This is a genomic window from Halobaculum marinum (assembly GCF_029338555.1).
Classification (GTDB): domain Archaea; phylum Halobacteriota; class Halobacteria; order Halobacteriales; family Haloferacaceae; genus Halobaculum; species Halobaculum marinum.
Genome location: NZ_CP119989.1, coordinates 1,725,758 through 1,751,806, shown reverse-complemented (window position 1 = coordinate 1,751,806; position 26,049 = coordinate 1,725,758). Strand labels below are relative to the sequence as shown.

The window sequence follows — 26,049 nt, the reverse complement described above, 5'->3', positions numbered from 1 at the left end:
TTATCCCTCGTGGACGTCGCTCTCGCCCGGTGGGAGGAACTCCTGGATCAGGTCGGCGGAGGCGACCTTGCGGACGAACGACTGGTCGGCGAAGCGGTCTTTCAGCAGGCGGTAACACTTCATCGCGGCGTCGTTCTGCGCGAACTGCCCGGGTGTGAGTCGGAGCGTCGTCTCCGCGCGCGGCTCGACGGCGCTCGGCGGCCCGCCGATCACCCGCGTCTCACCCTCCACCTGGACGCCGACGGCGACCTCGGCGGGCATGTCGCGATAGTAGTCGCGCTCCCCGCGGATCACGAACCCACCCTTCTCGATGTACTCGCCCGACTCCGGCGTCTTCGACACCTGATCGGGGGTGACGACGTACGCGTCGCCGGCGCCGCGCCCGTCCTTCCAGACGGAGGAGTAGGAGACCGCGAACTGGGCGGCCTCCTTGCGCGACTGTTCGGGGATGGTCACGTCGCGGGCGGCCTCCGAGGGGTCGGTCGCCTTGATGATCGTCACCGGGCCGCCGTGGGCCTGCGCGTGGCAGAACAAGTCCCGGCCCTCCATGTAGTTCTTCACCAGTTCCTCGTTCTGGTCGGCGTTGCGCCCGCCGATGACGAGGAAGCCGTCGCTCGTCTCGAACCAGCGGAAGCGGTCGTACCAGTGGTCGCGGTTGCGCACGGGGACAGACGGGCGCGAGAGCCAGTCGGTGTCCTCGTGGTCATCGTCCGCGTCCTCGTCTTCGTCGCCGTCGTCGCCGTCGCCGTCGTCGCCGTCGTCGCGCTTCCACGCCTCCTTGCGCTTCTTGACGGCTTCGAGCTCCTCGCGGGTGTTCTCGATGGCCGCGAGCGCGCCCTCCTTCTTCTCCTCGATGCGTTTGGCCTCCTTGTAGAGACGGTCGGCGTTCTTCTCGGGGCCGGTCTGCGCCTCCAGCGTGACGACCGTCCCGTCGAGGTCGATATCGACGGTGCCCTGCGAGCCGTCGACGCCCTGCACGGCCTCGGCCTCCGGGATACCGCGGTCGGCGCCTTCGAGGAACGTCTCGTCGATCTCGTCCCACGAGCGGCCCTGCTCGCGGGCGCCCTGGATCGTCGAGAGCACGTCGGCGACGAGGTCGTAGTGGGCGTACACGGCCTCGGCCTTCTCGCGTTCGGCCTGCGCGCGTTCGTCGAAGTCGTCGATGGCGCCCTCCTGCTGGTCGATGATGCGCTGCTTCTTGGCGATCTCCGCCTCGAAGTCGGGCGCGTCGTCGACCTCCTCGTCCTCCGTGAGGTCGAGGCGGTGGAAGTACGCGTCGAGCGCGGCGTTGAAGTCGTCGTACGCCTCGGCTTCGAGGCCGTCGCGCTCCTCCAGCGGGAGCGGCGTCACGTCGACGACCTCGCCGTCCTCTAGGTACACGCGGGGATCGAGGTCGCCCGAGCGGAGGCGCTCGCCCATCCGCTGGATCGCGTCGAAGATCGCGCGGAATTGGTCCTCCCCGGCGTCTTCGATGCTCATCGTCTTCTCGACGCCCGCACGGGTGCAGAACTCCTCGGCGTACAGGCCGCCCATGTTCAGTTGGGTCGCGAGCGTGCGCACCACGTCTGTGTCCGACTCCTTCATCCGCGCCTCGACGACCTCGTAGCGCACGTCGAAGGGGTTGACCCGCGACTGGGGGTACTCGTACTGGCTGCCCGGCGCGACCGTGCGCGACTTCAGGCGGATCGTCTCCAGACTGCGCTGGACCTCGCCCGTCTCGTCGAGCACCGCGACGTTGCCCTCGCCGAACAGTTCGGCGACGACCCGCGTGGTGGCGTCTGGGCGGTCGAAGTCGAACGTGAGGATGCGGTCGAACTCGTACTGGGCCACGTCCGCCAATTCGCCGCCCGCGAGCCGCGAGCGGAGCGTCTTGGCGAACTCCGGGGGGCGTCCCGGTGCGTCGGGGACGTGCGCGGGGTCGGCGACGTGGCACCGCTTCACGTCGCCCGTCTCGACGAGGAGTTCGACCCGTCCGCGGTCGTAGTCGCGGAGTTTGAAGCGGACGAGGTCGTCGCCGTAGAGGTAGACCTTGTCCACCTTCGCGCCCTCGTAGCGGGAGAGTTCCCCGACGAGGGCCGCGAGGTCGACGCTCGTCATCTCGGTTTTCGGGTCCATCTGGTTGTCCCAAGCTACTTGCGGCGGGTGTTTGGGCGTTGCGGGATAGCCGTGGCTCGCCGGCGTCGGTCGCTTGGAGGAGGGGGAGAACGCGAACTGCGTTACCGCCGCGACAACACCAGCCCGATCCCGCCCGCGAGGAAGCCGAACGCGGCGAGGACGGCGAACAGCACCTGCTCGTTCGCGTACGTCAGGATGGCCCCGGCGATGGCGCCGCCGAGCGCGCCGACGCCGAACACGCCGAGGTAGGTGTAGCCGTACGACAGGCCGCGCGTCCCGGCGGGGGTGTACTCCGCGACCGTCGCCTGGTAGAACGGTTGGACGACGAACAGGGCGACTCCCAGCACCGCGCCGAACGCGAGGAACGGCACGAACCCGAGGTTCGCGATCGGGAGGAACAACACCGCGAGCACGCCGAGCAGCCCGTAGCCGAGCATCAGGCCGCGCTCGACGGGCATCCGGTCGGTGAGCTTCCCGCCCGCGTACTGGCCGAGGACGCCGATCATCAGGAGGCCAGAGTAGACGTAGTTCGCCGGCGACAGCGTCTGGCCGCCCGAACCGCCGACCACGTCACCGAGGCCGCCCGGGAGGAGCGACGAGATGGCGACCGGCTCGAAGCCCGGGAAGCTCTGCAGGAGTTCCGGCATGAACGTGAGGATGCCGCGGTAGTAGAGGCCGGACAGCATCACGACGAGGAACACGAGCGCGAAGCTCCCCGTGAACAGGACGCGCGACTCCGAGACGAACTCCGCGAACGAGTCGACGCCGGCGTCCGCCTTGGAGTCGCCGCCCTCGCCGCCGTCGGTGGCAGGTTCGACCGCCGCCGTCTCGTCGAAGCTCGCGCGGACCGCGTACGCCGCCGCGAGCAACGCCGGCGCCGCCAGCACCATCGCGACCGTCTGCCAGCCGAGGAACAGCAGCATGATCGCCGTGAGGAGGGGGCCCAGCCCGATTCCGAGGTTGCCCGCGATGCCGTGGTAGGCGAAGCCGGTCCCGCGCTCCTCGACGCCCTTCGACAGCAGCGCGAGGCCCGCAGGGTGGTACACCGACGCGGAGATACCCCACACGACCATCGCCAGCGTGATGGCGATTAATCCCGGAGCGAGCCCCAGTAGGAGGAAGGAACTCGCCATCCCGACGAGGCAGGCCGTGATGAGTCGACGTGACCCGACGCGGTCGACGAGCACGCCGCCGGGGAGCGCGCCGAGTCCGAACAGTCCGTAGCCGACGGTGACGAGCAGACCGAGCGTCGCGGACGTGACCGCCACCTCGGTCGACCCGAGCGATACCACGTCGAACTCGGCCAGCCAGATCGGGATGAAGATAGGGATCGACAGCTCGTAGGTGTGGACCATCCCGTGGGCCAGCATCGTCAGTCCGACGATGGATCTGTCGTTCCGGTTCACACACGAACGACGCGGGCGCGGAGCCATGTAGCCGTCGGTGTCGGCACGGCCGGCCGGAGAGCGACCGCGACCGACGCCCCTCGACCGAACACGGTGAGCGCCGCCGCCCAGCACCACCGGTGTGCTCCGGAGTTTATATAGTAGCAGTATCAGCCGTGCGAAACAGTTATGCTTCGCACGTTGGACACTTTGGGCAACCGGGCCGACCGAGAACCAATGGACTGTATCCGCTGCGCCGAACGCGTTCGCTACGACCGAGCAGTCGTCCGCGAGAGCGACGACCACGTGCTCGGGGGGTTGTGTGCGGACTGCGAGCGCGAGCGGGTCGGGCGACTCTTGCTCGACGGCTCCATCGAGACGAGCACGGACTGCGTCTTCTGTGCGCGCACCGGGGCGGTCGCGCTCCCGATGCACCGGATCGAACTCCACGACGACGGCGGGGCGGTCGAAATTCGGGGGTTCCCAGTCAGGGACGACACGCCGCGACTGTGCGTCGACCACGCCGAGCGCGTGCTCGGCCTCGACGCGGTCGTGGTCGGCCACGGCGCCCTCGCCGGGACGCCCACGGCCGTCGCGGACGGCGGGCGCGACGAGTGCCCGCGCGGCGGGGAGCGAAACGACTAATCGACCCCCGCGACTAGCGCCGTGTAATGAGTACGCACGACTGGCCTCACGACCCCGACGGCGAGCAGGGCAGCGAAGGTCGCCGCAAGTACGGCCACGCGGTGTTCGTGAAGAAGGTTGACGAGGAGGACGACTTCCCGCTGCGGGCCGGCGACTACCGCGAGGAGTTCGCCGACCACCCCATCCGCCTCGACGCTGACACCGTCATCTCGGTCGAAGACGTGTTCCAGCACATCGACGACGACACCGAGTTCGACGACATCGTCGCGTTCCACAAGGCCATCGGGGCCACGATGCGCGACAACGGCTACTGGACGTACGAGGGCGCCGACGCGTTCACCCGCACCCGCGGATAACGCCTCCCGCAGAACGACTTCTCGGTTCGCCGTCACCGTTGGAGCGGTGCGACCGCCGTCGGCATCGACCGTGTCGACGAAGGCGGTGCTCGCGTTCGCGTTTTCGTTACCGGCGCCGCGACGTTCTCGTGACGGGTGCCGCGATCACTCGGTGTCAGGCGCCCGGCGCGCCGTGCGACCGCCGATTTCGCGCTCGAAGTCCTCGCGCTCCCACGTGCGCGCGGCCTCGCCGTCGACCTCGTTCTGGAGTTTCTCCTCGAGGAGGTTGATCGCCATCCGGTTGGCGCCCTCGGGGATGATCAGGTCGGCGTGCTTCTTCGTCGGCTCGATGAACTGCTCGTGCATCGGCTTCACCGTCGAGAGGTACTGGTCGATCACGCCCTCCAGGTCGCGCCCTCGGTCGACCACGTCGCGCTCGATGCGCCGGAGGATGCGCACGTCCGCGTCCGTCTCAACGTACAGGCGCAAGTCGAGCATCTCGTTGATCTCCTCGTCGTACAGCGCGAGGATCCCCTCGACGACGATCACGTCGGTCGGCTCGACCGTGATCGTCTCCTCCTCGCGGTTGTGGATCTCGAAGTCGTACTTCGGCATCTCCACGCTGCCGCCCGACAGGAGCGTCTCCAGGTGGTCGCGCAGGAGGTCCCACTCGAACGCCTCCGGGTGGTCGTAGTTCACCTGTTCGCGCTCGGCCAACTCCAGGTGCGAGAGGTCGCGGTAGTAGTTGTCGAGCGGGATCCGCGTCACCGAGTCGGAGACGCTCTCGGTGATGAGCCGCGAGACGGTCGTCTTGCCGGCGCCGGTCCCCCCGGCGATGCCGACGACGAACGAGGGGTAGGTCATCGACGATCGGTCCCGGCCGTGGACGCTTGTGCGTGTCGGTCCACCGGCGTTCGCGGTCGCTGCGCCGGCGACGACCGGCCAGTTGGCCGACACAACGTTGAGATCATTACACATTCGGTCAACTTTATAAACGGCTACGGCATTGGCCCACACATGGCACGCAAGATCGATCGCCGCGACGTCCTGAAGGGCGCCGGCACGGCAGGCGTCGTCGGCCTCGCAGGCTGTATCACGCAGAACGAATCTGGCGGTGGCGGAGGCGGCGGTGGTGGCTCCGGCGACACCGAAGAGACCGACTCCGGGATGGACACCACCGAGGAGTCGTCCGGGTCGATGCGGACGGTCAAGCACTCGGTGTTGATGCCGGTCACGGGTGACCTCGGCTCGCTCGGGAAGCCGATCCGCGACGGTGGTACGCTCCCGGTCAAGCAGTTGCGCGCCGCGGGCGACATGCCCGTCTCGTTCGATCAGACGGTCGAGGACACGCAGACCGACCCCCAGGCGGGGATCCAGGCGGCGAACGCGCTCGCCAACGCCGGCTACCCGACCGTCTGTGGGCCGGCCTCCTCCGGTGTGAACCTGCAGGTGACCCAGCAGGTGCTCATCCCCAACGGGATGGTCGGCTGCTCGCCGTCGTCCACGTCGCCGAACGTGACCAACCTCGACGACAACGACCTGATCTTCCGGACGGCACCGTCCGACGCGCTGCAGGGGCGGGTGATGGCCCAGGTCGCCGACAACGAACTCGGCAACTCCAGCGCCTCCATCATGTACGTCAACAACGACTACGGGCAGGCGCTGGCCGAGTCGTTCGAGTCGGCGTTCGTCGACAACTACTCCGGCACCGTCCAGCAGTCCATCGCGTTCGAGAAGGAGAAGTCCAGCTACACCTCCGAACTCTCGTCGGCGATGAGTGACTCGCCGAGCATGCTCGTGGTGATCGGGTACCCGGCCTCCGGGATCCAGATGTTCCGCGACTTCTACGCGAACTACAACAACGACACCGACATCCTCGTCACGGACGGTCTCGTCGACCCGACGCTCCCCGACGAGGTCGGGAACGAGATGTCGAACGTGTACGCGACGACGCCGCAGGCGACCGGCCCCGGTCAGGAGGAGTTCGCCTCGCTGTACGAGGAGGAGTACGGTCGCGCACCCGGCGTGTTCAACGCCCACGCGTACGACGCCTCCGCGGTCTGCCTGCTCGCGAACGTCAAGGCAGGGTCGAACGACGGCAGCGTCGTCAAAGAGGAGATGCGCGCCGTCGCCAACCCGAACGACGGGATGGAGGTCACCCCCGGCAACCTCGCCGAGGGTCTCCGCGCGGCCGCCGACGGCGACGACGTGTACTACGAGGGTGCGTCCTCGTCGGTCGACTTCGACGAGAACGGCGACATGACCGCCGTCACGTACGCGTTCCTGCAGTACAACACCGGCGCTGACGGCAACGTCGAGACGATCTCCACGATCGACTTCAACGCGAGCAGCTAAGCCGGCCAGCGACACCACCGACTTCCTTCGTTTTTCACGGCTCCCAGCGACGCCGTCGGCCGGTCCGGGTCGTGGACCGCCGGGACCCTCGGCTTCATACGACCGTAGTTGGATATCATTTCGTGCACGTACTCAGAAACGGGACGGTCGTCGACGCGGACGGCGTTCGCGAGGCGGACGTCGCCGTCGCCGACGATGGAATCGTGGCCGTCGGCGACGTGGGGCGCGGGGACAGCGAGACGGACGTGAGCGGGCAGTTCGTCGCGCCGGGGCTGATCGACGCGCACGTCCACCTCATGATGGACGGTCGCCCCGACGTGGCGACCGCCCAGGGGATGAGCGACTACGACCTCGCGTACGTCGTCGCCGCCAACCTCCGGCAGGCCGTCGAGGCCGGCGTCACCACCGTCCGCGACCTCGGCGCGAAAGGGAGCGTCGCACTCGACGCCGGGCACGCCGTCGCCGAGGGACGGCTCGACGGGCCGCGCGTGCTCGCGGCGGGGCAGAACGTCGTGATGACCGGCGGCCACGGCCACTGGTTCGGCCGCGAGGCGGACGGTCCCGACGAGATTCGCAAAGCCGCCCGCGAGCAGCTCAAGCGTGGCGCCGACGTGGTCAAGTGCATGGCCACCGGCGGCGTCCTGACCGAGGGCGCACAGACCGGCGCCCCGGAGCTCACCTACGACGAACTGTCGGCGCTCGTCGACGCCGCCGGCGCGAAGGGTGTCCCGACGGCCGCCCACGCCCACGGGAAGGAGGGCATCCTGAACGCCGTCGACGCCGGCATCACCAGCATCGAACACGGGACGTTCATCGACCGGGAGGCGGCGAACGCGATGGCCGCCGAGGACACCTACTGGGTGCCGACCGCGGCGGCGCTCCAGAACATCGTCGAGAACCCCGAGTCGGGCATTCCACGGTCGGCGATGGAGAAGGCCGTCGACGCCGCCGACGCGTTCGAGTCCTCGTTCGAGCACGCCGAGGCCGCGGGCGTCCAGATCGCCATGGGGACCGACGCCGGCACGCCGTTCAACTACTTCGACAACATCGCCGACGAGTTGGCGTACATGGTCGAGTTCGGCCTGTCGCCCGCGGCCGCGCTGGAGGCCGCGACCGTCACCGCCGCCGACCTGTGTGGCCTCGACGACGTGGGTCTCGTCGCCGAGGACTACCGCGCCGACCTCGTCGTCCTCGACGAGAACCCCCTCGACGACGCCGACGCGTGGCAGGACCCGAGCGCCGTCTTCGCCGGCGGCGATCAGGTCGTCTGAACCGGGGCGCGACCGACTCGAAGTCGACCGTTCACAGGGTGGCAATACCCGCCGAATCGGGGTGTCCCTTTTTATGCTTGAAGTGATTGGGTCCGCTCGATGCCGGAGTGTACCAACTGTGGTGGGTTCGTGACGGAGCGGTACGTCCGGGTGTTCGCACCCGACGGGCTGGAGAACGTTCGGGTGTGTCCGAACTGCGAGGACAAACTCCGCGACGGCGCCGACGTGCGCCAGGCGCGGTCCAAACGGACCTGACCGCGAGCGGCGGCGACGAGGGGCGAGTGGCGACCGACCGACGACGAACCGCGACGAACGACGCCGCTGGTGACGCTGGCGCCTCCCGAGGTGGAGTGCGGGAGGCGCACTCGGCCGCTCCGAAGAACTACTACCCGACGCCCGGTAGCGGTGGGTATGCACACCGACTGCTCCGGCGAGGGGCTGGCCGCGGTCGCCGACGCGCTCCGCGGGGGCGACTTGCGGGCGCGCGAGTACGCGACCACCGTCCGTGACCGCATCGACGAGCGCGACGGGGCGGTGCACGCCTGGGTCGACGACGGGAAGTCGCGCGCGTGGCTGACCGCGGAAGCCGACGCGATGGAGCGACGACACCCCGACGCCGCCGAGCGCCCGCCGCTGTTCGGCGTCCCCGTCGGAGTGAAGGACATCTTCCACGTCGACGGCCTCCCCACGCGGGCTGGGTCGTCGTTGCCGCCGGGCGAACTCGCCGGGCCGGAGGCGACGGCGGTCCGGCGACTCGCGAGCGCGGGCGCACTCGTCGCGGGGAAGACCCACACGACCGAGTTCGCGTACTTCGAACCGGGGCCGACGCGCAACCCCCACGACCTCGACCACACGCCGGGAGGCTCATCCAGCGGCTCTGCCGCGGCCGTCGCGAACGGGACGACGCCGCTCGCGCTCGGCTCCCAGACAGTCGGGTCGGTCATCCGCCCGGCGGCCTTCTGTGGCGTCGTCGGGTACAAGCCGACGTTCGGTCGCATCCCGACCGACGGCGTCATCCCCCTGTCGACGTCCGTCGACCACGTCGGGTTCTTCACGCGCGACGTCGCCGGCGCGCGACTCGCGGCGTCGGTGCTCCTCGACGGGTGGGACGACGACGGGACGGACTCGGCGGCGGCACGCCCGACGCTCGGCGTCCCCGACGGCCCGTACCTCGACCAGGCGACTGCCGTCGGCCGAGACGCGTTCGACGCGGCCATCGACGCGCTCGCGCGCGCCGGCTACGACCTCGTCAACGTTCCCGCCTTCGACGACATCGACGCCGTGAACGAACGCCACGACACGCTCGTCGCCGCCGACGCCGCGCTCGCACACGGTGACTGGTACACCGCGTACCCGGATCGCTACGCGGACGCGACCGCGGAACTCATCGAGGAGGGGCGACAGGCGCCGGTTTCGGCGCTCGTCCGTGGCCGGCGTGGCCGCGCGGAACTGCGCCGGACGCTCGCCGCCCGCGCCGCCGACCACGACGTGGACGCGTGGGTCGCACCCGCGGCGCCCGGTCCCGCGCCCGAGGGAATCGACGACACCGGCGACCCCGTGATGAACCTCCCGTGGACCCACGCTGGCCTCCCGACGGTCGGTCTCCCCGCGGGCGAGGTCGACGGCCTCCCCGTCGGCGTCCAAGTAGCCGGGGCGTTCGGCTCCGACGAGCGGTTACTCCGGTGGGCCAGCGACCTCGGGACCGCGCTTTCCGACGCCGCCTGATCGACTTCCGCACGCGCACCCCTCTGCCGGCGCCCCGCGTCCAGTCTGCCTCGGTCGTCCGGTGGGAGCGAGGGACACGTGAAATCCACACACGGCGGCGTCGAACCGACACCGTTTTACTGTCTACAGCCATAGCTGTGAGTGCACTCAGGTAGTGCATCACCGCGCTCCGGTGGTGTAGTCCGGCCAATCATATTGCCCTCTCACGGCAATGACCAGGGTTCAAATCCCTGCCGGAGCACTTCTCTCTTCGCTCGACCGCTGAGCGGTCGCTCGCGTCTGCCGGTCGGTGGACAGGTTCGGCTTACGCTCGACGCGGCGCGCTCACCCTCGTCGTACGTGACCGGTTACAATGTCGGTGTCGACCGATCCTTGGGAGTACCCGTGTTGGAACTCCTCGTACCGACCGTCTCGCCTGTCACACTGATCCAACTCACCGGCGAGTTCCTGCAGTACGCGCTCGTGTTCTTCGTCCTCGCGGTCGTCGCCGCCGTCTTCGGGGCGCGCGGCGTCGCGGGGGTGAGCATGACCATCGCCAAGTGGCTCGTGATCGCGTTCCTCGTGCTGGCGCTCGTCTCACTGCTCCTGTGAGCCGCGGGTCGAGCGCCCGTGTACGACCCCCGTCGTCACACTCCGTCCGCGAGTGACCTGTCCAGGGTGATCGCGGGCGCTGTCGCTGTCGAGTGTAGTAACGTACGTGCGTGTGTCTGTAAATGAAGAAAGCCCACCAGCACGCGTGTGCTGGTGGGCTTTCCAATTGCTTGCTATGAGTGGTGGGCGGCGAACCGGTGTTTCCAGAGGCTCTCGCACTCCAGGACTGGCCGGAACGCTGGCGGGCTTAACTTCCGTGTTCGGGATGGGTACGGGTGGTGCCCCGCCGCTATGGCCGCCCGAAGGCCGACCATCGGGAACGATCCGATGTGTGCCAACGTCGGTCTTCGGCCGATATGTACGTGCAATCCAGTTAGCACCTGAACCCGATTCAACGGAACATCGGGCTCCAGTATATGAGTGTGGCTTGGTCTGTTAGTGCTCGCGGGCTAAACGTCTCGTTGCCTCGACGCGTACACCCCGAGTCTATCGAACTCGTCTTCTACGAGTGACCTCAGTGGTACTTCTTTTCCAAGTGGGTTTCGAGCTTAGATGCGTTCAGCTCTTACCCCGTGTTGCGTAGCTTCTCGGCAGCTGCCCTCTCGGACAACCGATACACCAGTGGCAACCATTCGTAGTTCCTCTCGTACTATACGAACGTTCTCGTCAAGTACCGTAACACCCCCAATAGATAGCAGCCGACCTGTCTCACGACGGTCTAAACCCAGCTCACGACCTCCTTTAATAGGCGAACAACCTCACCCTTGCCCGCTTCTGCACGGGCAGGATGGAGGGAACCGACATCGAGGTAGCAAGCCACGCGGTCGATATGTGCTCTTGCGCGTGACGACTCTGTTATCCCTAAGGTAGCTTTTCTGTCGTAAATCCGGGCCATTGAGGCCCTTGATCCGTTCGCTAGACCACGCTTTCGCGTCAGCGTCACTCGCTTGGAATGACACTGTCAGACTTCCTTGTGCTCTTGCGCTCTTCCGCGGGTTCCTGTCCCGCGTGAGGAAATCTTGGGGCGCGCTCGATATCTTTTCGAGCGCGTACCGCCCCAGTCAAACTGCCCGGCTACCGGTGTACTCCTCCCGGAGTGAGAGTCGCAGCCACTGACGGGTAGTATTTCAGTGATGTCTCGGTGGCCCGCTAGCGCGGGTACCTGTGTAATGACTCCTACCTATCCTGCACGTCAGCGGCCACGTCTCAGCGACAGCCTGCAGTAAAGCTCTATAGGGTCTTCGCTTCCCCTTGGGGGTCTCCAGACTCCGCACTGGAACGTACAGTTCACCGGGCCCAACGTTGGGACAGTGTGGCTCTCGTTGATCCATTCATGCGAGTCGCTACTGAAGCGACAAGGTACTACGCTACCTTAAGAGGGTCATAGTTACCCCCGCCGTTGACAGGTCCTTCGTCCTCTTGTACGAGGTGTTCAGATACCTGCACTGGGCAGGATTCAGTGACCGTACGAGTCCTTACGGATTTGCGGTCACCTGTGTTGTTACTAGACAGTCGGAGCCACCGAGTCACTGCGACCTGCCCCGTAGAGGGCAGGCATCCCTTATTGCGAACGTACGGGACTAACTTGCCGAATTCCCTAACGTCGGTTGCTCCCGTCGGCCTTGGCTTGCTCTGCCAGAGTACCTGTGTCGGATCTCGATACGAGTACCACGCTCGTCTTTTCACGGGCCCCTGCTAACACCGTCTTGCGCTGTTTCAGGCTTCTTCCGCTTCGTGCCATTACGGCTTCCACGGAATTCGCTGATTCGACCGGGCGAGTGCCCGGCACGATGGTTGCGGAGGCGTCGACTTTCAGTGCGTGGTAGCACTGGAATATTAACCAGTTGCCCGTTCGTCCGGTTCGAATTACGGCCGGACTTAGGATCGGCTAACCCTCGGCTGATTGGCAGTGCCGAGGAACTCTTACTCTTTAGGCCTTCGAGGTTCTCACCCGAATATCGCTGCTACTGTGACCAGGATTGTCGTTACTGAGCGGTCCACGCGAGCTCTCGCCCGAGCTTCCATCCGCACAGTACGCCGACCTACACGATCCCTCGGTGAAGAGGGCGGTTAGGTATCAGAAGTGGATTTGAGTCCCGATCATTTTGGGCGCCTTGAACCTCGGCCGGTAAGCTGTTACGCTTTTCTTAGCGGGTAGCTGCTTCTAAGCTCACCTCCCGGCTGTTTAGGGCTCAAGACTACCTTCAGAGGATTACACTTAATCCACATTTTGGGTCATTAACCTAACTCTGGGTTGTTCCCCTCACGGTGCCCAAGCTTACCCCGGGACACCGGACTCCCTCCGTCAGCGGCGTTCGTACGTTCGGAGTTCGACAGGGAGGCCGACTCCTCTCGGAGGCGGGTCTCCCAATCGGTGGCTCTACCGCACGAACTACCTCAGGAGAGGTCATGCTTCGACATGTTTCGGTCGGAACCAGCTGTTGCCGAGTTCGATGGGCCTTTCACCCCTACTCCAAGATCACGCGAGGGTATTGTAGGACACCAACGCTAACGGACCTCCACGTGCCTTTCGGCACGCTTCATCCTGCCTCGGAGTAGATCACTCGGTTTCGGGTCGTACCTCTTCGACTCCCCGCGCTTGAACACGGCGGCCCTCGCAATGCTGCGGCCTTGTCGGTTTCCCTGCGCCTTCCTCGATAATCGAGTTAGACTCGCCGGAGAAGTACACTCCCTGGTTCGTTTTTCAAAACGCACGATGGGACTTCGGCTCCCCTCACGTCTTACTGGAGACTCGCGTCTCGGTCATTCTGTGAGGGGCCTTTCAAGCCCCATCGCTCAATCGCCAACTGATTTCAGGCCCTATTGCACCGCCCTTCTCGGGGTGCTTTTCAGCGTTCGCTCACGCTACTTGTTCGCTATCGGTCTCGAGGAGTGTTTAGCTTTCTCAGTCGATGCCTGAGATATTCACGAGGGATATCCAACCCCCGCTACTCTGGGAACTGATCCGCGGAATGTATCGACGATACGGGACTGTCGCCCTGTATCGTGCTCCGTTCCAGGAGACTTCTCGTCGATCCAATCCGCTTGATATCAGCCCGAACACCACATTGCCCGTGAGGGCTTCGGTTTGAGCTGTGTCGCGTTCACTCGCCGTTAGTAACGACATCTCGGATTGATTTCTCTTCCTGCTCCTACTGAGATGTTTCAATTCGGAGCGTTCCCCATTGCGCAAAGCAATTGTAGAGGGATTCCCATTCGGAGATCCGTAGTTCTTCGCCTCCATGCGGCTCCCTACGGCTTATCGCAGCTTGGCACGTCCGTCGTCGGCTCTCGAGCCGAGCCATCCACCAGCTGGCACAGTAGCCAATACTGAGTGGAACCCAATGGACCCGATGAATCGGGTTCAGTGGGTGTCTGGATTGCACGTACATACGGCCGTCATCGCACGTCCCGTGGGTGTCACGGGAGCGTACATCGACCCTTCCCATTCCCGCTCTCGCGGAATGGTGCATCGATCGTGTGTACCAGTTCATCTCGTCGTGCCACACTTAAGGGGCACGATTCGAATCGCGGTACGGCAGTGACCCACAGGGAATCGAACCCTGTTCGAAGTACCAACGAGGTCTGACGAGCCCCGATAGTTCGAAGGTGTCTGGTCGCGACCACGAGCGCCACGAAGACCTCTAGGTGGGCTGGGCGCGTCGGCCCAGTCCCGTTCTGTGGAGGTGATCCAGCCGCAGATTCCCCTACGGCTACCTTGTTACGACTTAAGCCCCCTTGCGAAGCCCAGATTCGACCTGGCAACCCAGGCCTCATCCGGACCTCACTCGGGTGCTTTGACGGGCGGTGTGTGCAAGGAGCAGGGACGTATTCACCGCGCGCTTGTGACACGCGATTACTACCGAATCCAGCTTCATGTGGGCGAGTTTCAGCCCACAATCCGAACTACGACCAGGTTTGTGAGATTACCGTCCCCTCTCGGGGTAGGAACCCATTGTCCTGACCATTGTAGCCCGCGTGTAGCCCAGCTCATTCGGGGCATACTGACCTACCGTTGCCCGTTCCTTCCTCCGCCTTGGCGGCGGCAGTCCTCCTAATGTACCCATCGTCCACAAGGGACATGCTGGCAATTAAGAGCGCGGGTCTCGCTCGTTGCCTGACTTAACAGGACGCCTCACGGTACGAGCTGACGGCGGCCATGCACCTCCTCTCTGATCGTCTGCTAAGCTCATCACACTGAGCGTCATTCGAACAGTCGGAGCTGGTGAGATGTCCGGCGTTGAGTCCAATTAAACCGCAGGCTCCTCCGGTTGTAGTGCTCCCCCGCCAATTCCTTTAAGTTTCATCCTTGCGGACGTACTTCCCAGGCGGTTCGCTTCTCGGCTTCCCTACGGCACAACACAGACTCGTAGTCTGCGTCGCACCTAGCGAACATCGTTTACAGCTGGGACTACCCGGGTATCTAATCCGGTTCGAGACCCCAGCTTTCGTCCCTGACCGTCGGAGCAGTTCTCTCAAGGTGCTTTCGCCATCGGTGGTCCGTCCAGGATTACGGGATTTCACTCCTACCCCGGACGTACCCCTTGAGTCTCCCTGTCCCAAGCCGAACAGTATTCGCCGGACGCCTACCAGTTGAGCTGGTAGATTTCCCGACGAACTTGCCCGGCCGGCTACGGACGCTTTAGGCCCAATAAAATCGGTCATCACTCGAGCTGCCGGTGTTACCGCGGCGGCTGGCACCGGTCTTGCCCAGCTCTTATTCGTGCATCACCTTACGATGCACAAAAGCGAAGGCACTATGCCTCCGCACTCGGAGTCCCCCTATCGCACTGTCGTGCAGTGTAAAGGTTTCGCGCCTGCTGCGCCCCGTAGGGCCCGGAATCTTGTCTCAGATTCCGTCTCCGGGTTCTTGCTCTCACAACCCGTACCGATTATTGGCACGGTGGGCCGTTACCCCACCGTCTACCTAATCGGCCGCAGCCGCATCCTACAGCGCCGGAGCGTTTCCCGCTCCCTGTGTTCAAACATGGGAGCAGTATTCGCAATTGTCCTCAGTTTCCCGAGGGTATCACGATCTGTAGGGTAGCTTGGCCACGTGTTACTGAGCTTTCCGCCACGGGTCTAAACCCGTGCGACTAGCATGGCTAAATCGGACTCCGATAGCAATGACCTCCGGCAGGATCAACCGGAATGTTCCTCCCCGTGAAGGGAGGGGGTGGCGGGTCATATCGTGGCGACATCGTGGAACCGACCAGATGTCACCGAACTATCGGGGCTCACATCAGATACCGTCTTGCGGCGGACCGCAGGGGCGGAATCCTCATCACGTGTCGCCGCGCCGACCGCGGCGCGCTTCACATCACATCGAATGGCAGGGGAACATAAAAGGCCGTCGTCTCGAAGGCGCCGAGGGAGGCGTCCTCGTGGGTCTACGTGGCACGATCCGCCAGATCCGGTCGAGCGGTCGACTCCGCGCCGAACGTCACAAAGTATTCAACGCAGTGACCGGTTCGCCGCGAGTGTGGCCCTCCACCCACTGGTCGCATCAGCCGGTCGCAGCCTCCGCGAGGCAGCGGCAGACCGGCTGACGGTCGACCCGCGCGCGCTGGTCGCACTCCGCGTCGCGCTGGGGGCACTGATCCTCGTCGACCTGTCGCTGCGCGCCCGATGGCTAGGGTTCTTCTACACGGACGCGGGCGTCCTGCCTCGAACGCTCCTCCTCGATCGATACCCGCTCGCGGGCCGACTGTCTGCTCATGCACTGTTCGGCGAGGTGTGGTGGACCGCGCTGTTGTTCGTGGCCGCAGGAGTCGCGGCGACGTGTCTACTGGTGGGGTATCGCACACGAGTGGCTGCGGTCTGTTCGCTGCTCCTGTTGGCGTCGCTCCACGCGCGCAACCCGTTCGTGTTGAACGGCGGCGACTCCCTACTGCGCCGGACCCTGCTGTGGGCGGTGTTCCTCCCGCTCGGGAGTGGGCTCGGCGCGTGGGCGCGAGACGCGGCGTCGACCGCCGACGACCGCAGCGGGGTGATCCATCCAGCCGCCGTCGCCTTGGTACTCCAGCCAGTGATCCTCTACGGCGTCAACGCCGTCGTGAAACTGCGCGGCGACGCGTGGCCGAGCGGGACCGCGATACAGATGGTGTTCAGCCTCGACTCCTTCACCGTCCTGTTCGGTGGCCTGCTCGCCGGTTCCTCGGAACTGCTGCCGATACTCGGGGTCGGCTGGCTGGTGCTGTTGTGTTGTTCGCCGGCGCTAGTTGTGACCACCGGTCGGGCCCGTACGGCAGCCGTCGGCCTGTTCGCGACCGCGCACCTCGGGATGGCGCTCACGCTCGGTGTCGGACTGTTTCCCGCGGTGAGCGTGGCCGCGCTGCTCCCGCACCTGCCGACGGAGGTGTGGGACGCCGTCGAACGACGGTCGAGACGGGCGAGCGCGTGGGTGACCACCCGCGCCGAAGCCGGCACACTCGCCCTCTTCGGAGGCCACCTACCACGGCTCTGGACCGCGAGGCGGCCACGACTCGAGGCCGGAGGCCCGCTTTGTCTCGGACCCAGCAGTCTCGGAAGTCTGCACGACGTGCGTACGCGTGCTCGGGCGAGTGTGCTATCGGCAGAGGACGACAGATCGGGTCCGATGGTCGGGTCGAAGTGGGTGGCCGGTCGTGTCTCCGTCGCGTCAATCGGACGCGTCGGTCGGGTCGCGGCTGCCGCACTCCTCACCGTGGTGTTGGTGTGGAACGCGGCGGCGCTCGGCTACGTCGACGTGCCAGACGACACCGACGTCGGCGTGACACCGGAGAGCGCTCGGTGGGACATGTTCGCGCCGTACCCGCCCGACGAGGACGTCCGGTACGTCGCCGTCGGGACGCTCGACACTGGCGAGGAGGTGGCGTTGATCGCCGACGCGCGCGAGTCGACCCCGACGGGCGGGTTGGGAACGGGGTACCCCAGCGCACGTTGGCGAAAGTACCTCGAGGTGGTCAGGTGGAACGACGATACCGAACTCCGGCGGAACCTGGTGTCGGCGCTGTGCTCGCGGTCGGCCGCAATCGGTGACGCCGACCGCCGAACCGAACGAATCACACTGTACACGGTGACGGAATCGACGCGACTGGGGGAGCCGGAGCCGGCAACTTGGTCTCGTGTGCGCACACACGAGTGCGCGTGAGTGAGGAGAGAGTGGTGAGTGGTGAGTCAGGAGTGACTGAACACGGAGGGTGACGTGGATGACTGTCGCGAGCGCAGCGTCGCCAGCTGGGAGCACTCGAAAACCGGTGTTCATCGCCTGACGGCGTCGAGACGATGGGGTATCGCCATCTGGACACATCGAGGTGAGGAGGCCGAGGAGACGTGGAGTCGAACGGCGCCGGGTTCAGGTGTCGGCCAGTCCGGCGTCGCGGAGGATCCGCTCGACGTCGAGCGTAACGCCGTCAAGCGGGAGTTCCGACTCGTCGATGGCGTCCTCGACCTGCGCGACGGTGAGCGCCTCCGACAGTTCGTAGGTGTTGTACTGGCCACCGCGCAGTCCCTCGTTGTTCTGATAGGAGTGGAGGAACCCGAGCATGTCCAGTCGAGTGAGGTGGTTGTACATCCCGCGCTGACTCAGCGGGTCGTCGCCGGCGGCCTGCGCGAGCCGTCGGTACGCCGCGTGGATCGCCTTCGTCCTGACCGGCGTGCGACCGTCGGCGTCGAGGCGGGCGACCGCAGACAGGATCAACTGTTTGTGCTGGTCCTGGTCGGCGACGGACTCGACCATGTCGCCGTAGTCGAGTTCCTCCTTGGCGGCGTACACGTCGTCGGGTTCGATGGGGACGTGGCCCTCGTTCTCGGCGTGTTCGGCGGCCTGCTTCAGCAGGTCCATCGCGCGCCGCGCGCTCCCCGAGGAGTTGCGGACCGCGAGGGCGGCACACAGCGACAGCACCTCCTTCCCGTACGTGTCCGAGTGGAGGGCGCGTTCGGCGCGCGCCTCGATGATCTCCTCCAGTTCCTCGGCGGTGTAGGCGGGGAACTTGATCTCCGTCTCACACAGCGTGTCGCGGACCTTGGGGGAGAGGTTCGATCGGAACGTGTAGTCGTTGGAGATGCCGATGAGCCCGATGCGCGTGTTCTCCACGTAGCCGATGTCGCGCGCACGCGGGAGGTCGTACAGCAGGGTGTCGGACTCGCCGACACGGTCGACCTCGTCGAGCACGATGAGGACGGTGCCGCCGATGTCGTCGAGTTCGTCGTACAGCATCTCGTACACTTCCCTCGCCGCGTACCCCGTCGAGGACACCGTCTCGCCGTCGCGCAACTCGTTCACGAGCGCGATTGCGACCTGGTACGACGAGGCGGTGCCGTCGGCGGGCGCGAGGTTCTGGCAGTTCACGCGGACGTAGGTGAACCCCCGCTCGTCGCCCGGCGAGTCGGCGTTGCGTGAGTCGATGTCGGCGTCAAGCTCCTGGAGCAGGTACTTCGTCGCCGCCGTCTTCCCGACCCCGGTGTCGCCGTACAAGAACGCGTTTCGCGGCGGCCTCCCCTTGTACACGGGCTTGAGCGCGTTCACGTAGTCTTGCATCACCTCGTCGCGGCAGAGAATCTCCGCTGGCGTGTGCTCCTCTGTAAAGAGATCAGCGTTCCGGATGATCTCCACGTCGTCTTCGAATATCGAGCTCGACCCCATGTCGCACCCACCTCTGAGAGTAGCCTGCTGATAAGCCTGTGGAAGTGCGAGTGCTTTCGCGTGCTTTCGAGTGTTCCACCGGGGGGTTGCGAGTGCTCTGCGAGTGGGTGCGGATGCTGCAAGTGCTCTGCGAGCGGGTGCGGCTGTGGAGAGCGGGAGCGAACGTCGAGCGTGAGAGCAGCGGTTGCAGACTGAGCCGGATGCTGCGAACGAAGGCGGATGCGACGAGTGGCCGACAGCACGGAGGTGTCTGCCCGCGTTCACCACCGATCAGCACCAGTTTGCGAGTGCTTCCCGAGGACCGATCCGTGTTCCATCGCCCGTGCGAGCGGGGGAGCGTGTGGTGAGTGAACGGCCCGGTCCAGATGGTGAACCGATCGACGCAGATCGGCCGGTCCGAATCAGGGTGCCCCAGTCGACTGGCGGGCCCTGTACCGTCGGCGACGACCCGTTCGGTGGCGGCGACCAGCCCGACACACACCAGTTTTCGAGTGCTTTTCGCGACACGGGTCGACGGGTGCATCCTCGTCGACGGCGACGCGACTCGCGACACCGGTTTGCGAGTGCTCGACGTGTGCGGACTGAGGTGTGAACGGCGCCAGAACCGCCGAACGGCCCGATTGCAACACGTTCAGCGGATACGACGACGACACCGAGAGACGTCGGAGGTGGTGGGGAACGCTCCGGAGCGGTCCGTCGTGCTCCCACCCTCTGACACCGGATTTCGAGTGCTTCGACCGTTCGGATGTGGGGAGAGGCCCGCTCGTCGAACCCCCGGCGGAGTGAGTGGCATTTAAACTAGCACCGAGCCGATAGCTCCCAATCGCGACCACTGCCTGAAGCTAGCGATTTCTAGCACCTCGTGCTCCTCCTCCTCCTCCTCCTAGCTAGAGATCGATATCGATATAATATACGCGAGAGCCAGCCGCAGCGACCCACCCCCGCCCTCCCGAGCGGCGAGCACTCGCAAACCGGTGTCAGAGGGTCCGCCCGCTCGACCACACCAGTTTGCGAGTGCTTCACAGCCGCGGGGGAGCCGACCGGCCGACGCCGGGGACGACCACACCGCCTTTCGAGTGCTTTCGGCGCCGAACGGGTTTTGCGCGTTCGACGCCCACGCTCCCCATGAGCACGGGTCGATACACCGCGGTCGCGTTCGACCTCGACGACACCGTCTGTCGGCGCGACCAGGACCCCGACGACCTGTACCGACGAGCGTTCGCCCGCGCCGACGTCGACAAGTTCGGGGAGCCCGCGGACCTGTGGGCGGCGCTCACGGGGCCGCCGGAGCCGAACGCCGAACACGCCTACTTCGCCGCCGGGTTCACCGTCGTCGCGGCGCGACACGGTCGCAGCGACGTGGACGCGGACGCGCTGGCGACGGCGTTGCTGGCGTCCATCGACCACGGCGCGGTGTCGTTCACACCCGGCGCACGGGAGGCGCTGACGGCGGCACGAGAGACCGGCCCGGTGGCGGTGGTGACGAACGGCCCCGAGTGGCGACAGTCGCCCAAAATCGCTGCGCTGGGGCTGTCGGAGTTGCTCGATGCGGTCGTGTACGCCGGCGACATGGAGCGGCGCAAGCCCCACCCGGACGCGTTCGACCGCGTGTGCGACCTCCTCGGCGTCGACACCGCCGAGACGCTGTACGTGGGCGACTCCCTCCAGCACGACGTCGCCGGGGCGCAGGGTGCGGGGTTGGCTGCCGCGTGGGTTCCCGGTCGGTGGACGGAGTACCCGACCACGAGCGACGGCCGCCCAGACCCGGCGCCGTTCGCCCCCGAGCACGTGCTCGCGTCGCTGACGGAACTCCCCGACCTCCTGCGCCGACGATGACCGATCCGTCGAGCGGCGAGGGCGACGACAACGATGACGACGCCCGCCGCGATGGTGGCTCCACCGACCCCGTCGTCGACGCGGTCCATCGGACGTACCCAGGCCGCCCTGTCGACAACCTCCGAGCGGTCGACACGGGGAACAGGAAACGGACGGTCGTCGTCCGATTCGGTGACGACGACGCGCCGGCGAGCGTCGTCGTCCAGATCGCCGACGCGGCTGGCTTCCGGACGGAAGTGGCGCTCGCGCGTGCCATCCGTGCTCGAACGAGCGTCCCGACACCTGCCGTCCTCGCCGGCGGATCGCTCACCGACGCCGGTCGGGGCTACGTGATCACCGAGCACGCGCCGGGGGCGGACCTCCACACACGGTTCACCTCACTCGGGCCGCCGCAACAGTGCACCGTCGCACGGACCTTCGGCGACGCCCTCGCCCAACTCCACGAGTCGTTCGCGTTCGACGGCTTCGGTGCGCTCGGCGTCGGCGCCGCTCCGTGGGCTACCGTCGTAGACGCGTCCGACCCGGGGTCGCTGTTACGGGTCGACCCCGCCGACGGTCGACAGTCGTGGCCGCGGTGGCTCCGGGCGTACGCCGACGCCGGCGTCGACGCACTGCCTGCGGCGTTCGACGACCTCCGCCCGCAACTCCGCGAGGCCGTCGCCGCGACCTGCGATGCGGTACCCGCGTCGCCGCCCGCGCTGCTGTACCCGTGGGATCTGCGTCCCGGGAACGCGCTCGTCGACGACGGCGCGGTGTCGGCGGTGCTCGACTGGGGGGACTCTCTCGCCGCCGACCCGGGCCTCGCCGTCGCGAAGGTGGAACACCTCGTGTGCGATTGGTACGTCGACGACGGCAAACGACTCACAGAGGCGTTCCGACGCGCCTACCGGGCGAGGCGACCGCTTCCGTCCGTGCCGGATGGCTATCGACTGGTCGCCGTCGTCGAGTCGGCCGTCGACAGCGCGGGCGTCGTGACCCGCCCTCGCTACCCGGAGGTGGACGGGGCCGAAGCGGTGGCGTTCCACCGCGAGCGACTCCGAGACGTACTGGCTGCGATCGGTGAGTGACGCTCGAACGAACAGACGAGCGTTTCGATTCCCACCGTAGAACGGGGACCGACGGCCCAATCGGTATCGCAGACGAGCGACTCGCGACTGGCTCAGTCGAGTCGAATCGACTCGGCGTCGTCGGGGACAGCGACGCCGTCGACGCGCTCGCGGAGGTCGGCGCGCGTCAGGAGGCAGTGGTTGATGGCGTCGAGGTGGACCGCCGCGACCGTCGCGTCTGCGGGCGCGGCCTCGCGGGTCCGGCGGACGCCCTCGGCGTCCATCGTGATCGGGTCGCCCTCGACGAACTGGGCCGCGCCGGCGTTCACCACGACGACGTCCGGGGCGGCGGTGGCGAGCGTGTCGGTGACTCCCTCGTACCACACCGTGTCGCCCGCGAGGTAGACGGTCGACTCGTCGTCGCTGCCGCGGAGGAGCGCACCCGTCACCGGCGCCATCGCCTCGGCGAGGTCGCCGTGGCCGTGGCGCGCGGGCGTCGGTGAGAGGGTCAGCCCATCGACGGACACCTCGCCGTCGAGCGGCCGAACGTCGGTGAACCCCTCCTCGCGGAAGGCGTCGGCCTCGTCGGGGTGGACGACCAGCGGGGTGTCTGCTTCGATGCGCTCGCGGGCGGCGTCGTCGAAGTGGTCGTTGTGGCGGTGGGTCACGAGCACGGCGTCGTGTGCGAGGTCCACGTCGGGCAGGTCGACCAAGGGGTTGCGCCGGTCGTTGGGCGTGTTCTGGACGGGCGGGTCGACGCCGGCGTCGCCGAGCATCGGGTCGACGAGCAGCGTCGTCCCGCCGAGCGAGACGAGGAGCGTGGCGTGGCGGACGAGCCTGATGCTCGGCGCGTCGTCGGTGGAAGACGGAGCGGGCGGCACGGTCGAGTACGCGAGGCCAGCCGAGTTGTGTCTGTCGGCGCCGGCGACCCGCACCGCCACTCTCACCCGAACCACCCGAAACGCCCGAGTGGCACGCGCCCGAACTGAGTGTCGTGCCGGAGACGTACGTCTGTCCGTACTGTCGAGCGACCGTCGAGCGCGACTACCGAGTCCAGTACGTCATCCGCTCGTGCCCCGAGTGCGGCGACCACGGGCGGTCCGTCCACGCCGAGGTCGCAGCGGCGCTGGACGACCTGTCGAGCGACGACCTCCCAGACGGCTGGGCCGACCGGCCGTTGGACGAGCGACTGCTCGTCGCCGTTCGCGAGGGACTCCTCGAAATCGCCGAGACGAGACTCCCGCCTCGGGAGTGACCACCACGCACCGGGCTCACTCGTCGTCGAACGGCGAGCGGGCGCCGTCGGGCGCGTGCTCGGGCAGCGAGATCACGTTTCCGCGACCGATCGTCGTCTTCTCGACCTCCCCCGCCTCGTCCATGCGCGAGAGCGTCCGGCTCACCTTCGACTTGGACCAGCCCGTCCGCTCGACGATCTCAGACTGCTTCAGCCGACCACCGTTGGCAGACAGCACCGCCGTGACCTCCTCCTCGGGGGTCAACACGCGGTCGGCCCCCGCGCCGTCGACCGCCGACGCCGACCCGTTCGCCGTCGCTGCGTCGCGTGTGTCGTCGTCGGGCGTCGAGGCCACAGTCGCGCCGTCGGTCGTCGTACCCCCGTCGCTCGGGTCGGTCACGACGGAGCGACCACCGTCGGCTTCCGGCGGCGTCACCGCCTCCCCGCCGGGGTCGACGGCCGCCACGCGAGCGGCGTGTGCCGCCGACCTGATCCGGCGACCGACGCCGGCGAGCGCGTCGCGGACCGACTCGACGCGGTTCGACGGGAACGCCGCCGCGAGGTTCCGCACGGCGGGGTCGTCTCGGACGGCCGTCCGGACCCGGTCTGGCACCCGCGGGAGCCACCGGTCGCGCGTCAGCCACCCGACGCCGCCGAGGACGAGCGGCCCTAGCGTTGCCGCGAGCAGCGACGCGTGCACCGACACCCACGGGGGCACCGGCCCCGACTCCACCTCGCGGGCGTCGGGGACGCCGTCACCGTCGCTGTCTGCCGACAGCGGGTCGGTGCCGAACGCGTTCAGTTCGCGACCGTCCCGGAGTCCGTCGCCATCGGTGTCGACCACGAGCGGGTCGGTGTCGTACTCGCCGACTTCGCGCCCGTCCGGCACACCGTCGCCGTCCGTGTCGGCATCAGTCGGGTCCGTCCGCGTCTCGTGTACCTCGCGACCGTCCTGGAGGCCGTCGCCGTCGGTGTCGACGGCGTTCGGGTTCGTCAGGGTGCCGTGAATTTCGTGGGCGTCGGTGAGCCCGTCGTCGTCGGTGTCTGCGACCAGCGGGTTCGTGTCGTGGACGGTCACCTCGCGTCCGTCGACGAGGCCGTCGCCGTCGGTGTCGACCGCCGTGGGATCCGTCTCGTGGACGCGCACCTCGCGACCGTCTTGGAGGCCGTCACCGTCGGTGTCGACCGCCGTGGGGTTCGTCCCGGTGTCTGTCACCTCCCGGTGGTCGGAGAGGCCGTCGCCGTCCGTGTCGGTCCCGGTGGGGTTCGTCCGGGTGTCCTCGACCTCGCGACCATCGGAGAGGCCGTCGCCGTCCGTGTCGGCGACCAGCGGGTCGGTGCCGTACGTGTCGAGTTCGAGGCCGTCGAGCAGTCCGTCGCCGTCCGTGTCGGCGACGGCGAAGTCCGTCCCGGCGGCGACCTCGCGGCGCGTGCTCGCGCCGTCGCCGTCGGGGTCGGCGTCTTTGCGGATCACCACGACGTCGTGGGAGACGTTCACCGCCACCTCGGCGTCGAGCGTCTCGGCGGTGACGACCGCCTCGACGGTTCGCGGCCCGGTTCCGTCGCGCGTCCAGGAGTCCACCTGGAACGTCACTTCGGTCGTGCTGCCGCCGGACAACACGAGCGACTCACAAGCGATCTCACGGGTCGTTCCGTCGGCCCTTCGCGAGCGGAGACACGCCTCGTAGTACCCCTCGCCGTCGCCGCTGCCAGTCTCGAGCAGCATCGAAAAGCGGGCGGGTTCGTCGGCCCAGAGGTACACCGCACCGTCGCGTTCAAGGACCACGTTCCGGTCGGCGAAGCCGCTCTCGGTGACGGTCATCTCGCCCGCCGACAGCGACACGTCGTCCGGCGCCGTGACTGCCACGGCCCCCCCGACCACCGAACCGAGGAGGATCAACGCCGCGACGACGGTCAGTGTCGGACCCGTTGGCCCGCTGTTCGTGCTCGCACACATCCCCCTGTTGTTTTCTCGCTTCGCCGGCAGGGGCTTAACCCTTTCTCGCCGGCTGTGCGCGAACGAAACGGTCGAAACAGTCCGAAACGATATCGAAACTGACCGTTGCAACGGCGGCTACGTACTGCGGTTTCGTGTGAAACGGTTGGATAACGTGAGAGGTTCGGTCGTCCCGGTTCAGCGGTATCGGCTGCGGACGACCTCGAGTCCGTCGCCGTCCATCGACGGCTCGACGACGAGGTCGAACAGCGACGCCATGGTGTCGACCGCCTGCCGGTCGTGGACCGCGGGGACGATGTGTGCGTGCGTGGTCCCTCCGTGGGTCGCCACGCGTGTCATCACCGCGTTCACGAATCGGTAGGCACGCCGGGTGTCGACGTACTGGAGCAGCGCGGTGAGCGACCCGAGACAGCAGACCGGGCCGGCTCCCCCCTCCGCGTGCTCCCCCATATCGGCCAGTACGTCGGTGATCCGGACGCCGAGGTCGGTGAGGTTCCCTGGCCCGGCCGCCGCGACGGTGACCACCCCACGGTCGTCGCCGGCGGTCGGGCAGGGCGTCGCGTCGACGACGCAAACGTCCGCGTCGCCAGCCGCGGCAGCATCACCCCACGTGTCGGGCACCTCGCGCCCGCCTCGGGTGAACGCCACGCGCAGGAACCCGCCCGCCCTCGACGCCGTGGCCGTCCCGTCGTGTGCCTCTCTCGTGCACGGGCAACTGCCCCCTGTGGGAGACGGCGCGGCGAGGACGAGCGAGTCGGCGTCCGCGACGCCCCCTAGAGGCGTCCTCGGACCGTATTCCGCTCGCGATGGCGTTCCTGACATGGCATCTTCCCCGATGAGAGGGGAGAATAAAACCCCCCACAGTCGTTTCAGACCGTTTCGCGGTGCTGCGCGACGGTTTCGCACCGTTGCACGACCAGGCCTCGCG

The 26,049-nt window shown here is 66.9% G+C and carries 18 protein-coding genes, 1 tRNA gene and 3 rRNA genes; 12 read left to right on the top strand and 10 right to left on the bottom strand.

The genetic code is table 11. The annotated features are described in order from the left end of the window. Complete coding sequence (gene rqcH, locus P0R32_RS09040; protein WP_276236626.1) at nt 1-2,115, bottom strand: ribosome rescue protein RqcH; 2,115 nt, start codon at nt 2,113-2,115, stop codon at nt 1-3. A 101-nt stretch (nt 2,116-2,216) separates the two neighbouring features. Beyond that, on the bottom strand, nt 2,217-3,548 hold the full coding sequence (locus P0R32_RS09035) for an MFS transporter (protein WP_276236625.1): 1,332 nt from the start codon (nt 3,546-3,548) through the stop codon (nt 2,217-2,219). A gap of 189 nt (nt 3,549-3,737) precedes the next feature. On the opposite strand from P0R32_RS09035, the gene P0R32_RS09030 reads away from it, so the two are divergent. Together P0R32_RS09030 and P0R32_RS09025 are read left to right on the top strand one after the other, a co-directional pair. Next, nucleotides 3,738-4,145 (top strand): hypothetical protein, encoded by a 408-nt coding sequence (locus tag P0R32_RS09030; RefSeq protein ID WP_276236624.1) that lies wholly within the window; start codon nt 3,738-3,740, stop codon nt 4,143-4,145. A gap of 26 nt (nt 4,146-4,171) precedes the next feature. Further along, nucleotides 4,172-4,501 carry a DUF5785 family protein gene (locus P0R32_RS09025; RefSeq protein ID WP_276236623.1) on the top strand — a complete coding sequence of 110 codons (330 nt, stop codon included), beginning with the start codon at nt 4,172-4,174 and terminating at the stop codon, nt 4,499-4,501. Between the two features lie 144 nt (nt 4,502-4,645). On the opposite strand, the gene udk is transcribed toward P0R32_RS09025, so the two are convergent. Further along, nucleotides 4,646-5,344 carry a uridine kinase gene (udk, locus tag P0R32_RS09020; RefSeq protein WP_276236622.1) on the bottom strand — a complete coding sequence of 233 codons (699 nt, stop codon included), beginning with the start codon at nt 5,342-5,344 and terminating at the stop codon, nt 4,646-4,648. Between the two features lie 153 nt (nt 5,345-5,497). Between udk and P0R32_RS09015 the strand changes: the two genes are divergently transcribed. From P0R32_RS09015 to P0R32_RS08990, 6 genes are all read left to right on the top strand, one after another. Next, nucleotides 5,498-6,835 carry an ABC transporter substrate-binding protein gene (locus P0R32_RS09015; protein ID WP_276236621.1) on the top strand — a complete coding sequence of 446 codons (1,338 nt, stop codon included), beginning with the start codon at nt 5,498-5,500 and terminating at the stop codon, nt 6,833-6,835. Nucleotides 6,836-6,957: 122 nt separating this feature from the next. Then, the gene (locus P0R32_RS09010; protein ID WP_276236619.1) at nt 6,958-8,106 is read left to right on the top strand and encodes a metal-dependent hydrolase family protein; all 1,149 of its coding nucleotides are present in this window, start codon (nt 6,958-6,960) and stop codon (nt 8,104-8,106) included. Nucleotides 8,107-8,205: 99 nt separating this feature from the next. Next, the gene (locus P0R32_RS09005; RefSeq protein WP_276236618.1) at nt 8,206-8,361 is read left to right on the top strand and encodes a DUF7563 family protein; all 156 of its coding nucleotides are present in this window, start codon (nt 8,206-8,208) and stop codon (nt 8,359-8,361) included. Nucleotides 8,362-8,517: 156 nt separating this feature from the next. Continuing rightward, nucleotides 8,518-9,831: an amidase gene (locus P0R32_RS09000; protein WP_276236617.1), complete on the top strand. Its 1,314-nt coding sequence runs from the start codon at nt 8,518-8,520 to the stop codon at nt 9,829-9,831. A 166-nt stretch (nt 9,832-9,997) separates the two neighbouring features. Then, nucleotides 9,998-10,072, top strand: a tRNA-Glu gene (locus tag P0R32_RS08995). 146 nt (nt 10,073-10,218) lie between these two features. Continuing rightward, a complete protein-coding gene (locus P0R32_RS08990; protein WP_276236616.1) occupies nt 10,219-10,422 on the top strand; it encodes a DUF1328 domain-containing protein in 204 nt (67 codons plus the stop codon). A 181-nt stretch (nt 10,423-10,603) separates the two neighbouring features. Here the strand turns inward: P0R32_RS08990 and rrf are convergent. From rrf to P0R32_RS08975, 3 genes are all read right to left on the bottom strand, one after another. Beyond that, nucleotides 10,604-10,725 (bottom strand): 5S ribosomal RNA (gene rrf, locus P0R32_RS08985). Nucleotides 10,726-10,839: 114 nt separating this feature from the next. Further along, nucleotides 10,840-13,755 (bottom strand): 23S ribosomal RNA (locus tag P0R32_RS08980). A gap of 348 nt (nt 13,756-14,103) precedes the next feature. Next, nucleotides 14,104-15,575: ribosomal RNA gene (locus tag P0R32_RS08975) — 16S ribosomal RNA — on the bottom strand. The 16S, 23S and 5S rRNA genes sit together here, the layout of an rRNA operon. 329 nt (nt 15,576-15,904) lie before the next feature. Here P0R32_RS08975 and P0R32_RS08970 point away from each other — a divergent pair. Next, a complete protein-coding gene (locus tag P0R32_RS08970) occupies nt 15,905-17,554 on the top strand; it encodes an HTTM domain-containing protein (RefSeq protein WP_276236615.1) in 1,650 nt (549 codons plus the stop codon). 204 nt (nt 17,555-17,758) lie between these two features. Here P0R32_RS08970 and P0R32_RS08965 read toward each other — a convergent pair whose 3' ends face one another. Then, nucleotides 17,759-19,048: a Cdc6/Cdc18 family protein gene (locus P0R32_RS08965; protein WP_276236614.1), complete on the bottom strand. Its 1,290-nt coding sequence runs from the start codon at nt 19,046-19,048 to the stop codon at nt 17,759-17,761. A 1,125-nt stretch (nt 19,049-20,173) separates the two neighbouring features. On the opposite strand from P0R32_RS08965, the gene P0R32_RS08960 reads away from it, so the two are divergent. Then, nucleotides 20,174-20,884, top strand: a complete 711-nt coding sequence (locus P0R32_RS08960; protein WP_276236613.1) for an HAD family hydrolase — start codon at nt 20,174-20,176, stop codon at nt 20,882-20,884. Next, nucleotides 20,881-21,951: a phosphotransferase family protein gene (locus tag P0R32_RS08955; protein ID WP_276236612.1), complete on the top strand. Its 1,071-nt coding sequence runs from the start codon at nt 20,881-20,883 to the stop codon at nt 21,949-21,951. Before P0R32_RS08960 ends, P0R32_RS08955 begins: the two co-directional genes overlap by 4 nt. Nucleotides 21,952-22,043: 92 nt before the next feature. Here the strand turns inward: P0R32_RS08955 and P0R32_RS08950 are convergent, their stop codons facing one another. Continuing rightward, nucleotides 22,044-22,811: an MBL fold metallo-hydrolase gene (locus P0R32_RS08950; RefSeq protein WP_276236611.1), complete on the bottom strand. Its 768-nt coding sequence runs from the start codon at nt 22,809-22,811 to the stop codon at nt 22,044-22,046. 113 nt (nt 22,812-22,924) lie between these two features. Here P0R32_RS08950 and P0R32_RS08945 point away from each other — a divergent pair, with 113 nt between their 5' ends. Continuing rightward, complete coding sequence (locus P0R32_RS08945) at nt 22,925-23,185, top strand: hypothetical protein (protein ID WP_276236610.1); 261 nt, start codon at nt 22,925-22,927, stop codon at nt 23,183-23,185. 16 nt (nt 23,186-23,201) lie between these two features. On the opposite strand, the gene P0R32_RS08940 is transcribed toward P0R32_RS08945, so the two are convergent. Together P0R32_RS08940 and P0R32_RS08935 are read right to left on the bottom strand one after the other, a co-directional pair. Further along, the gene (locus P0R32_RS08940) at nt 23,202-25,031 is read right to left on the bottom strand and encodes a helix-turn-helix transcriptional regulator (RefSeq protein ID WP_276236609.1); all 1,830 of its coding nucleotides are present in this window, start codon (nt 25,029-25,031) and stop codon (nt 23,202-23,204) included. Nucleotides 25,032-25,298: 267 nt separating this feature from the next. Beyond that, nucleotides 25,299-25,769 carry a DUF7504 family protein gene (locus P0R32_RS08935; protein ID WP_276236608.1) on the bottom strand — a complete coding sequence of 157 codons (471 nt, stop codon included), beginning with the start codon at nt 25,767-25,769 and terminating at the stop codon, nt 25,299-25,301. Nucleotides 25,770-26,049 lie beyond the last annotated feature (280 nt).